The sequence below is a fragment of the Microcystis sp. M165S2 genome (assembly GCF_020245885.1).
Classification (GTDB): Bacteria; Cyanobacteriota; Cyanobacteriia; order Cyanobacteriales; family Microcystaceae; genus Microcystis.
Genome location: NZ_JADBTZ010000106.1, coordinates 1 through 11951, shown reverse-complemented (window position 1 = coordinate 11951; position 11951 = coordinate 1). Strand labels below are relative to the sequence as shown.

Sequence of the window (11951 nt, the reverse complement as noted above, 5' to 3'; positions counted from 1 at the left end):
ATCAAGGGTTGCGCTTGCTTTGGTTTAACCTGAGCGACTTAGTTTTTGCTGCGCTTTTTTCTGGCTTGAGATTTTAGGTTCGACAGCAACTCCTTGATTGTTTTTTGAGTTACCCCTTGACAATCAAGACAGTCGCTACGTTGATCTTATATTTAATTCCACCCACTTATGTTAAATTCCATCTTAGCTCCTCGTGGTGGCGAACATCAAACCATAAGAGCCTTTTTTGAGCCAAAAACTATCGCTGTGGTGGGATTTAATGGCGAAAATCCCCAACTAGATCGCACTCTTTTAAATAATCTCCATGATAATCCCGGTCAGCACCGCCTTTATCTAGTTAATCCTCACCCCGAAAACCGGCTCGATCTTCCCACCTATGGCAGTTTACCAGATATCCCAGCCGCGATCGATCTGGTAATTATCACCGCCCCCGCTCCCGAAATTCCCGCTATTATCGCCCAATCTGTCGAAAAAAAGGTTAAATGCGCCCTGATTCTCTCCACGGGTTTTCGGGAAACCGGCCAGATGGGGGAAAATTTACTCAGGGAAATTAAAGCGATCGCCGGTCAAAAATTACGCATAATCGGTCCTCATAGCTCAGGAATCAGCAATCTAAGCCAAAATCTTAACGCCACCTTTTCTCCCATCTTGCCGAAAACTGGTTCAATTGCCCTGATTAGTCAAAGTGGTGCGATCGCTGCCGCCGTGCTTGATTGGAGTTTAAGCGAAAATGTCGGTTTTAGTCACTTTATCTCCCTCGGAGTCCTTTTAGATGTGGATTGGGGCGAATTACTCTATTATTTGGGAGACGATCCCCAAACCAAAAGCATCGTTATCTACCTGGAATCCCTGAATAATGCCCGCTCTTTTCTGTCCTCGGCCCGAGAAGTTGCCCTAAATAAACCAATTATCGCCATTAGTCGCCACAGTACCGACTTTGACCCCACTGCTCTTTCCCATGCTGGTAAATTGACCAGCGATCAACTAACTCTCTCCGCTGCCTTTGCTCGCTGTGGCATCGTGGAAGTACAAAGAATGGCCGATCTCTTGAATATCACGCAAGTTTTAGGGAAAATTCCCCGATTTCCCCGGGGAAAACACTTGACAATCATCAGCAATGGTGTTGCTCCCGCTCTTTTAGCGGCCTCGGCTTTACTGGCGGAAGATGGACAACTGGCAACCCTTACCCCCGCAACGATCGCGCAACTAGAGCCTCTTTTTCCGGCGGATATTGTCCCACAAAATCCCATCGATCTGCGTCGCAGCAGCGATCCCGATAGCTACGCTCGCGCCCTAGAGATCGCTTTAGCGGATGCTCATACCGATGCGGTGTTGATGATTCTCTCGCCTCGCTTTAACACCGATCTGCGAGAAATTGCCCTTAGCATCGCCTCAATCGCTCAAAAGACTAAAAAACCCATTTTAGCAAGTTTGATGGGGGGAGAGGGCATTGCAGAGGGAGTAGCGTTATTAAATCAGCAGGGTATCCCCACCTATCGCTATCCCGATTCGGCGGCCCGGGTGTTTAATTTGCTCTGGAAATATGAAGAGAATCTGCGCGGTCTTTATCAAACGCCAATTTTAGCCAATTCTCAGGAAAATGGCTCTGATCGAGTTTTAGTTAGCCAGATTATCGAGCAAGCAGGGGATAGAACAATTCTCAGTGAGTCAGAGTCTTTAGCTATACTCAAAGCTTATGGAATCCCTGTTATTGTCACTGAAATTGCTGAAAGTGCCGCAGAAGCAGTTAATCTCGCTGAATCTCTCGGTTATCCCCTGGTGATGAAACTGCATTCCCAGACGATTATCCATAAAAGCGCGGTGGGTGGGGTACAATTGCCACTTTTTTCCTCTATAGCAGTCGCGCAAGCATATCAGGCGATCGAAGCTAATGTTAGCGCACAAGTGGGTCGGGAGCATTTTCTCGGGGTGAGTATTCAACCGATGTTAGAGATCGATCGAGGATATGAGTTAATTATCGGCTCTAATTACGATGATCAGTGCGGACCGGTGATAATTTTCGGTACTGGTGGCCGTTTAGTCGATATTTTTCAAGATTACGCCACCGCTCTACCTCCTTTAAATACTAATCTCGCGCGCCGACTTTTAGAAAAAACCAAGATTTATCGGGCTTTTCAGGGACTAAATGGGCTTAAATCGCTTAATTTAGCGAATTTAGAGCAAATAATCGTTAAATTTAGTCACTTGGTCAGTGAACAACCTCGCATTAAAACTATCGATATTAATCCCTTTTTTGCCGATTCAGAGCAATTGATCGCCCTTTCCGCTTCTATCCTTCTTCATCCTCCAACTACACCCCCAGAAAAGTTATCTCATCCGGCAATCCGTCCCTATCCCGAACATTATATAGGGCTTTGGACGACAAAAAGAGGCTTAAAGGTGCTAATTCGTCCGATTCGGGCAGCAGATGAGCCTTTAGTGCGACAATTTAACCATTATCTCTCGGAAGAAACCATTTATTATCGTTATTTTCACCTTGTCAATCTCGATCGCCAAACCGCTTATGATCGTCTTACGCGCATTTGTTTTATCGACTACGATCGAGTAATGAGCTTAGTGGTAGAGATTAATAACGATCAGACGGAAGATCGAGAAATTATCGCTATAGGACGCTTAAATAAACTACACGGCGTTAATGTGGCAGAATTTGACCTATTAGTTAGGGATGACTATCAAGGTCAAGGAATTGGTACGGAGTTACTACAGCGTTTAGTCACTATTGGCAAAAAGGAAGGATTAGATGGAATTGAAGGGGAAATTTTAAGGGATAACCGCGCTATGCAGATGATAGCGGCTAAAGTGGGGTTTTCTCTCTATAAAACCCCCGATTTTGTCAAAGCGGAACTTGAATTATGAAGTCTTTTTGACAAGCTGATCACTAATTTTCTGGCTGAATTGTTTGGGCTAATCCTTGCTCTAAAGTAAAGGGAGGTTGCCAATTCAGGGTTTTTTGAATATAGCAAATAATGGGTTATTTAGGACGCTTTCAATTTTCAAACTCTTATCTGAACAGGGTTTCAGCGATGGATTGTCCTAAGCACCTTGGTCTTTGCTATATATCTAGAGTCAAGACAAAAATTGATTTAATTAGTTAAATTATGCCTTGGGAGCGCATTAATTCTATCTCTTGTTGTAGTCCGACTTCTAGAGTACGAGGAGTAAACCCTAAATCCCTTTTAGCTTCTTCATGGGAATAAGCTTTGTCTTCTTGTAATCGCAAGATTTGTTCTCGTCGCACTGGTGAATTTTTACCTAATGTATTTTCTAATAGAGTAGCCGACCAAATGCCAAATTTTAAAGGAAAAGATAGGGGTCGTACTGATTTTCCTAATAACTTTTCTACCAATAAAATTAACCGACGGAAGGAAACAATACTACCTCCGGAAAGATCGTAAGCACCTTTTATATTAGGACATTCCCAGACTTTTAACAACATCTGGGCAATGTCATCAGCGTGAACTGGTTGTAACAGGTTATCCCCAGAACCAAAAATGGGAAAGAATCCGTAGCGGTGACAGAATTTAATCAATTTGTGTAAGTTTTTATCTTGGGGAGAACCATAAATCATTGTCGGTCTCAGGAGACCATAAGAACCAGCATATTGTTGTAAATAGCTTTCTGCTTTTTTATACTCGGCAGAATATTCATTATATTTTGAATACACTCCCGTGGTTCCGATGATAATTAATCGGGGAGTTTGTTGGAATTTTTTTAGACTATTAAGTATGGTTGGTACTTGTCGAAGCTGGACGAGATGGATAATGGTTTGAAAATTATTTTCACTAAAAATTTGCTGCCAAGTTTCTGGAATCGAGCTATCACCAATATGATAGATTATGGGTAATCCTAGACTATCTAACATACTGCGATCGCTAGTAGGGCGAATTAAACAATGTATTTCTATTTCAGGCTTAGTAGATGCCAAACGTTCCATGAAAAAACCACCTGGCAACCCTGTAGCACCTGTGATTAACAATTTATTCTCAATCATCATTTTTAGTCCTTTTCTCTAAAACTTGCTCATAAACCTGAAAGGTTTTTTCAAACATCTTCTTAAAAGTATATTCTGCTTCGTAGCGTTTGCGTCCTGCCGCTCCCATTTTAGTCCTGAACTGAGCATCTAGAACTAATTGTAATAGTCTCTGGTGTAAAGTGTTAACATCTCCCCGGGGTACAATATAACCTGTTATTCCTTCCATAATTGCTTCTGACGCTCCCCCAACATCGGACACAATAACTGGTAGTCCTGCTCTCATTGCTTCGATTGTGGTGCGAGGAAACCCTTCCCAATTAGATATTAAAGTAAATATTTGGGCTTGGGCTAATACTTCTGCTACATTGGTACGAAAGCCTAAAAAATTAATTCTGTCGATAATTTTTAGCTCCTTGGCTAAGGTTTTAATTTTTTCTAAATCCGGACCGTCTCCGACCAAATCTAAATGGGCTTCGGGAATATTTTGAAAGGCTTTCAGTAAGGTTACATGGTCTTTTTGCTGATCAAATCTTGCCACCATAACAATACGAACAGGGTTAGCATGACTAGGATTAGCTCTCAATTCTGCTGGTAGATCTGGCATCCCATTATGTATGGTCAATAATCGATTGGGTTGCATACCAGTTTTTAGTCCAATTGATCGATCTTGTTCCGAAACACAGATAATTTTATTAGCTAAAGGTTCTGTGATTTTTTCTAACCACTGATAGATAGTTCGACTCGGCTCTGGTACACCTCCTGTAAAAGCCCAACCATGGGCGGTAAAAATACAAGGAGTCTTGCTTTTTCTGGCTGCTAATCGTCCTAAAATTCCCGCTTTACTAGAGTGAGTGCTGATAATATCTGGTTGGAATTCTGCAATAATTTTTTGAAGAAAATTTAAGGTTTTCCAGTCTTGAATTAAGTTAATTTTTTTGCCAAAGTATTGACAAGATACATTGTTTATGTGCTGTCCTTGCAAGTCATGATTGTAAATTCCTTTGATTCCAGTAACAACTAAGACTTGATGGTGAGAATCTTGGAGAAATTTCGCTAAATCCCGCACATGAACCTGTGCGCCCCCAACGGTATCTGCTCTAGTTATAATAAAAAGTATTTTCATTTTGTGTACAGTTTAAACTCTTTATTTATGGATAATTTTATGAGAACAAGTTTAAGTTTTTTTAACTTGGACAGCTGCCTGTAATAGCTGAAGCAGTCTAGGAGCAGTTATTTTAATATTATACTTATCTTCGACAAGTTTTCTGCCCGCTAATCCCATGCTTTCCCTTAAATATCGATCATTTTTAAGTTTTTGAAAAGCTTGCAGCCATTCAGCTTGACTACTAGCGTGGAAACCGTTGATACCCTGCTCGATAATCTCGGCATTCACCCCTACTGGTGAACCAATAACTGGGCGACTAGATGCCATATATTGAATTAGTTTAAATCCGCATTTTCCTCGCTCAAATGGCGTATCAGTAAGGGGCATAATCCCTACATCAAATTGTTGCATCTCTTTCACCTCGGTTGCTTCTGACCAAGGCTTAATTTCTAAAGGTATATCCTCTATATTTGTCTCTTTGGCACCAATAGCAACGACTTTGGCACCACCATCTCGACAAATTTCTTTTAAAACAGGAGCTAGTTCTTTGATATAATTAAAAAACTTCAGTGGGGTTCCTATCCAGCCGATGGTAAAGACTTCATTTTGAGGAGCTTTTGATAAGGGATAGCGATCGAGATCGACGACGGTGGGTAATATTTCCACCCATTTAGCTCCTGCTTGTGTTGCTCTGTTAGCTAAGTAATCATTTCCCGCAATCACTAAGCGAGCATTCTGCATTACTCGATCGATTTTCTGTCCCAATAGCCATCTAACTACAGAAGCAGAATGTTGATCGTAACGGTGAAAAACTGCGTCATCATAGTCAACTACATAAGGTGTTCTTCCTCTGAGCAACAGTAATTCTAGCCAAGCTGGTAGCCAAGGTAATGCTTCCTTTTCTAACCAGATTAAATCGTATTTTTGAGATTTCAATAGCAGCGAAATTCTCTGTTGATAAGCAGATAATAATCTCGATAAAGGGTATTTTTTCCCTAAGTAGCGAGTTCTAAGATAATCATTATCTAATAAAGGAGCGGTCTCAACCTCTATTCCCTCTTTTTTCAAATAAGGCAAATATTGGTAAGTACGATAGCGGCTACTAGCAGCTAAAGTATCGTAGCGACTAAATAACAAAATTTTCATCACTGTTGAGGATTTAATTAGATTATTTTCTTGTATAAACTGGAGAGTTGACGATATTCTCTAGGTATGGCGAAGATTATTAGCTCCCTTATATCTCTCAATAATCATTTGATCAGAAACTACTTTCTCAGGAGATTTTTTTCCTAAGAAATATGTACAAGAAGCTCCATCGAGAGCTTGAGGATTATTTTTGAATAGATAGTCAAAATATTTAAGCCAAGAAAACATTAATCTCACCATCGCTTTAGTTAATAATCTTGAGGTATTATTGCCAGTAAAACATAAAGCGAAATGTTCGATAGACCAGACTAAAACTGTTCCAGGTCCTGCCACTAAACCACTGGAAATTTCTGAAAAATAGTTAAACAAGCGCCGATGACCAGAAAGGGTATATCTGGTAAAATCATAGGCCCCTTCATGAACCTGCTGCATAAAGGGAATTTCTGAATAAATTACCCCACCATCTTTGAGAACTCTGTGCATTTCACTAACGACTTTTTCGGGGTAGAGAACGTGCTCTAAAACTGCTGTGGTAATAATACCATGAAAAACTTGGTCTTGAAAAGGAAGATCGTGAGCATCACAGAATAAATCGACATCTGCATTAACATCAACATCGGAATAGATCAATTTGATATTGCTATATTCTGACATTAACCTATCCAAATCTCTTTTCTGATTTCCTCCACCCACAACCAAGACATAGGCTGGGGTAAACTTTTTTAAAGTCTGAGCGAAATTTTGAATCCTCTCAGCATGGTTGAATGCAATCGAGGGACTAGGGACAATTTTTGAGAATATATTTTTTTTCTCTTTTGAACTGTAATTAGTAACCGCATTAGTATAAAAAGAGGGAGAAAAAATTTCATTATCTTCTCGAATGAATACTGGTTTATTATTAATAATAGCAAATTCAGAACTACAGTTTTTGCAAATAATCTGATGATCGTCAAAAATTAATTGACTACTTTGGCACTTAGGGCATTGACTCAACGTCTCGATAAATTGATTCATTTTTTACTCCGATTGATTAGTTAAAAGTCTGTTTTTTCTCAAGAAACAAAGTTACACTGGCAATATACTTAAGAAAAAATATAGATAAAAACTCCAAGATAAATGAGCTATTATGGTTGGTATAAATTGATTTTGGTGTTCGTTTCATTTTTTTGTCTAGGTATAGTTGATAAAGTTCTCTCGTATATCTAAAAGATGTTCTTAAGTTAGATATTTTGCCCATCTTTAAAATCTCTTGGTAGCTAATATAGTTGGTAAAATAAGGTAAATAATCCGTATGTTTTTCAGTCCAATCGTCCAAAGATATACTCGATTCTTTAGTCTGACTATGAAAAGTCCCTAAACCTAAAGTGCTTAAAAACTTAATGTTATCAAACAAAAAATCAAAATTTTTCACCTTATGAACCAAAGGTAAATGAATATGCCATTCCCAGAGAACGTCAGATAAGGGAAATAGATGTGCAGAGTATCCATTCATTGTTAATGTTCTAGATATCTCAAGAAAAAAAAGTATGTGATTCTTGACGTGTTCCACCACTTGGTTAGAAATAATTACATCAAAAAAATTATCTGGATATTGCCACTTTTCATCATCATACATTAAAGTTAGTCTTTCATGCCAATCTATCTCAGAAAAATTCTTTGATAGATTTTCAATTGTTTCATCCATAAACCCCTTTTTTTGAACACCATGATTAACCACGTCTAAACCATAGACTTTCCAATTAATATTTGGCTGTGCACAGGGAAGATTTTTTGTCAAGTATGCAATCAATTGTCCGTTACCACACCCAACATCTAGAATTTTGACTTCTTGATGAGTTGAATGTCTGTAAGATTCAGTATTGATTATACTTAATAAATGTTGATAATTGCTACTATTTGCTGTACTCTGCATAGAAAGTGTCTAACTCCTTTAAATTGTTTATTGCTCAAATATGTTCATGCAAATATCACTCGAATAAAAAGGATTATTCGCAGTCTTTTAAAACTTTTTTCAAGGTTTTGTAATCGGTATGTAAATGGATATTGTGTCTAACAACTAAACCTCGTACAGCCCCCCAAATCCAAGATAAAATCAGCCCACACAAACCAAAATTATCATAAATAACTCTAGCGTACTCCTGCTTACAATTCGCTAATTTTGAGTTATCTTGATAGGAACTGCTGGCACCACCAAGTCTAAAAAAAGCAATTGTAGATTTGTCTTTGATTGACGATGCACTCATCTTATAAATCTTTTGATTAAGATCGAAGTCAGCATATATTTTATATTTCGTGTTGAACGGAAGTTGAGCAAGTAAGTTTTTCTTAATGAATAATCCTTGGGGACATAAAGTATTTTTGAACACAATCAATGGATTATATCTACTGATCCGTAGCTGACCGTTATCCATAATTACATTGCCATGAATTATGTCCGTATTGTTTAAACTTGCTTTCTGAAGAGATTGGCTAGGTATATTTAACAATATATCATCGCTCCCCAAGTAGTAAATGTAATCTCCTTGACTCAATTTCCAGCCTTTATTCATCGCATCATATATACCTTCGTCAGGTTCGCTCAACCAATAATCTATCTGATCATCATACTTACGAATAATATCAATTGTGCTGTCAGTAGAACCTCCGTCTATAATAATGTACTCAACATTATTGTAAGACTGGCTAATGACACTCTGAATTGCTTGCTCTAAGTGCTTTTCTCCATTAAAAACTACCGTTATAATAGTAACCAAAGGAACTGCAAATTTTTCCGATAACTCACTTGTCTCCGTGTAGGAGTGCTTGAAATATCCCTTTGTTCTTAATCCCCCTTCTCCCTTGCGTTCTGGATTTGGTGGCAAAAATAAATGAGATTGCACTTTTGCAGAAGAATCGTTAATAATAGCAGGCCTCTCCATAGTTACTCGGCGAGTTGTAGAGAAGTTAGCATCTAGCTCGATAGTTTTTTTCTCTTGCAATGGTGGTTTTATTGTCATATCTTATCTTGATATTGGCAAGCTACAAGCGTTTTAATCATAATTACAACTAGGTCAGTTTATAATTAGCTATATAGAATGAGAAAGATTATTCTAGATCTCTCATACTTGCTAAAATACTATTAAACTAGCCTGCGGGTTATATCAGCTAATGTAATTAGCTAAAAAAATTAACTTTAAGATTTAGAGCCATTGTACCTGATGATGAACTTATTGTAAAGAAAATTTTTAACCAGCCAATACTAGAAAGCCAACGGCTCTCCCGATATAATGGGAAAAAATGTTCTCATCCTAAATCCGGTTATTAAAAACTGATTATTTATTCTCCGTTTTGCCTCTTGCCTCTTGCATGAGTGCCTCTCCTCATAAGTAGCCTATACTCAACGGATTTAGTATCATATCTTCTATTTAGCTTCCTGGAGAGTCATTATTCCGGCAAATCTCCAAAACGCTCTCGATAGCGTTGAAGCAATGCTTCTAAATCCTCAGCCCGCATTCTTTCCTGTTCAGCCCGCATTCTCTCCTGTTCAGCCCGCATTCTCTCCTGTTCAGCCCGCATTCTCTCCTGTTCAGCCCGCATTCTCTCCTGTTCAGTTAGCTCTGACTCTGTGGGCAGTAAATCGCCAGCAAAAGTCGCCCAACGCAACCACACTGCCTCGACTCCCTTATACTCCCCTTGCCAGCGTACCAAGGACAACCCTAGTCTTTGACTGAAAAATCTTTCTCCCTCCTCTAGAGATAATGGCTCGTAGTTGCCTTCTCTGAGGATAAAACCTGCCCAGTCTTCAGGATTAAAGGGATCGTACCAGAAATATTCTGGCACTCGCAAACGGTCCTGATAGATGGCTTTCTTTTCAGTTTTATCCTGTGGAGCGGTACTTTCGGAAAGGAGTTCGATAACCACGTCGGGAGCTTTCCCTTCTTCCCAAACCACCCAACTTTTTCTTTCCGCTTTGGGAACCCCCAGGACAGCAAAAAAATCGGGTCCGCGAAATTCCTCGCTTTTTAACTGTGCGGCACTGAAATAAACGAACATATTGCCCCCCACATAGCCATCTTCCCTAGCAGCTAACCAGGGTAACAAGGCATCAATCAGGATATCCATCTGTAGTTTATGTCGTTGGGTTTCCATGGGAACGCCGTCATCACAGGGCAATTCATCTTGGGTGGGCAGTGAAGGTCGAGAAGGGGCAATAGTGGAAGTCATCGGAGCTACACTGGTGATTAGACTTATGGGGCTTTTTCCTCTGGCACTGGGGAAAAGAATCTACTGGCTAGAATTGAGATGGGGGCAAAATATCATGGTAATTATAGCCTTCTTCTAGGAAATTAGATTTTTGTTAAGCACATATACTTATTAAGCGGGGGCAGTTTCTTTCACTGGGTCGGTGCGTATTGCGGTGGATTGCTAAGGTTATGCAGCATTTTCCGAGGATTTCAAACCAAACCGTGTGTAGCCATTTAAAATGGAAAAGTCATAATCTGATTGATCCATTCCTCAGCCGTAGATGCTTCCCACACTAAGATAATTGCATTGATCGCTTCGCTGATTGCAAGATTCTGAGAAAGAATTAGAACACCAGAACTCGTTTGCGACATGATGAATTGACCAAACTCAGTCGGCATGGTTTTGCGATCGTGCGTGACCAGCACCCTACCATCCCGTGCTGCAATGGTTAAAACTGCTAGATCTTTTATTCCTTCAAGCCCTGCTTCATTAGCTGACTGAAAATCCAGATTTGGTTGTCTGCGGACTGCACCAGTCACAATTGCCTGTCTAAGATCCGCATCAGCCTGAAAGCGAATTTCTGTCATGCTGCCCTCTACTTCTGGGCTTGAGCTGCCTTCAATTTTTGGTACAGCAAAGGACTCCTTTCTCTACAAGACTGTTGTAGTCCCTGAAACTCGGCTTCACCCTTTTTCAGATAGGCATCGACAAGCTCTCGATTGGCCAGATAGAAAGCGATCGCGCCATAAACCTGTTCGAGGGAAAGGAGTGGGAAATTTTGGGCAATGCTTTCAGGCGATTCTCCGTTCAAGAAAGAATAGACAACTGAATCAAGAGATATACGAGTTCCTTCGAGCCAATATTCTTCTTCTCGTTGCTCGATGTACTGTTTTGTCGGAATGGAGGCTAATTTCATAGGAGCAATGTTGCTGTTTAGCTAAAAGGATAAGAAATCCCATTACCAAGTAGTAATACCAGTGCTAGGACTGGGGTATAGATTTTTGGAGATGTCTATTTCTTATGATGATACCAGCGTCGAGAACGACGAATTTGAGTCTCACTCGTCCAAATCCTTTGTCTGATTTGTTCTGTCCGCTTCACACATCTGACGAAACTCACGAACAATGTCGTCTTCGGAAATTCCCTTTTGACTTAACAGGTACTTAAATTGAGCGGCCACCGCTTGTAAGGCAGCGATATCCGCGCTTTTACTCCTCTGTTTAACCGGGAAATAGAACCCAACAGTATGACCGTGACGTAGTACCTCAACGGGAGTCTCACCGTATATGTATTTAGGGTTTGCTGAAAAAGTTTTTCGGGGGGGGTTGGGGGTTGGGGGGTGGGGGGTTGGGGTGTGGGGTGTGGGGTTTTACCCATTTTCAGGTGGTCAATTACCTAATTTTCAGGGAAAAAGTCCCGGAATTTTCCCCCCAATCACTCCAAGGGTCGGCACTTTTTGAGGGAAAAAAAGTCTAAAAACCT

The 11951-nt window shown here is 40.1% G+C and carries 10 protein-coding genes; 1 reads left to right on the top strand and 9 read right to left on the bottom strand.

The annotated features are described in order from the left end of the window. Positions 1 to 168 precede the first annotated feature (168 nt). On the top strand, positions 169 to 2877 hold the full coding sequence (locus IM479_RS05685; protein WP_287684076.1) for a bifunctional acetate--CoA ligase family protein/GNAT family N-acetyltransferase: 2709 nt from the start codon (positions 169 to 171) through the stop codon (positions 2875 to 2877). A 235-nt stretch (positions 2878 to 3112) separates the two neighbouring features. Here IM479_RS05685 and IM479_RS05680 read toward each other — a convergent pair whose 3' ends face one another. The 9 genes from IM479_RS05680 to IM479_RS05640 form a co-directional block, all read right to left on the bottom strand. Further along, a complete protein-coding gene (locus tag IM479_RS05680; protein WP_287684073.1) occupies positions 3113 to 4015 on the bottom strand; it encodes an NAD-dependent epimerase/dehydratase family protein in 903 nt (300 codons plus the stop codon). Further along, entirely contained in the window at positions 4005 to 5117 is a 1113-nt protein-coding gene (locus tag IM479_RS05675; RefSeq protein WP_287684072.1) for a glycosyltransferase family 4 protein, read from the bottom strand. Before IM479_RS05675 ends, IM479_RS05680 begins: the two co-directional genes overlap by 11 nt. Before the next feature lie 51 nt (positions 5118 to 5168). Continuing rightward, entirely contained in the window at positions 5169 to 6245 is a 1077-nt protein-coding gene (locus IM479_RS05670) for a glycosyltransferase family 4 protein (RefSeq protein WP_287684070.1), read from the bottom strand. A gap of 60 nt (positions 6246 to 6305) precedes the next feature. Next, on the bottom strand, positions 6306 to 7259 hold the full coding sequence (locus IM479_RS05665; RefSeq protein WP_287684069.1) for a methyltransferase domain-containing protein: 954 nt from the start codon (positions 7257 to 7259) through the stop codon (positions 6306 to 6308). A 16-nt stretch (positions 7260 to 7275) separates the two neighbouring features. Beyond that, positions 7276 to 8157: a class I SAM-dependent methyltransferase gene (locus tag IM479_RS05660; protein ID WP_287684067.1), complete on the bottom strand. Its 882-nt coding sequence runs from the start codon at positions 8155 to 8157 to the stop codon at positions 7276 to 7278. A 73-nt stretch (positions 8158 to 8230) separates the two neighbouring features. After that, entirely contained in the window at positions 8231 to 9241 is a 1011-nt protein-coding gene (locus IM479_RS05655) for a glycosyltransferase family 2 protein (RefSeq protein WP_287684059.1), read from the bottom strand. A gap of 427 nt (positions 9242 to 9668) precedes the next feature. After that, positions 9669 to 10448, bottom strand: a complete 780-nt coding sequence (locus IM479_RS05650) for a Uma2 family endonuclease (RefSeq protein WP_287684058.1) — start codon at positions 10446 to 10448, stop codon at positions 9669 to 9671. 254 nt (positions 10449 to 10702) lie between these two features. Then, on the bottom strand, positions 10703 to 11056 hold the full coding sequence (locus IM479_RS05645) for a DUF5615 family PIN-like protein (RefSeq protein ID WP_287684057.1): 354 nt from the start codon (positions 11054 to 11056) through the stop codon (positions 10703 to 10705). An 8-nt stretch (positions 11057 to 11064) separates the two neighbouring features. After that, positions 11065 to 11385 (bottom strand): DUF433 domain-containing protein, encoded by a 321-nt coding sequence (locus tag IM479_RS05640; protein ID WP_287684055.1) that lies wholly within the window; start codon positions 11383 to 11385, stop codon positions 11065 to 11067. Positions 11386 to 11951 lie beyond the last annotated feature (566 nt).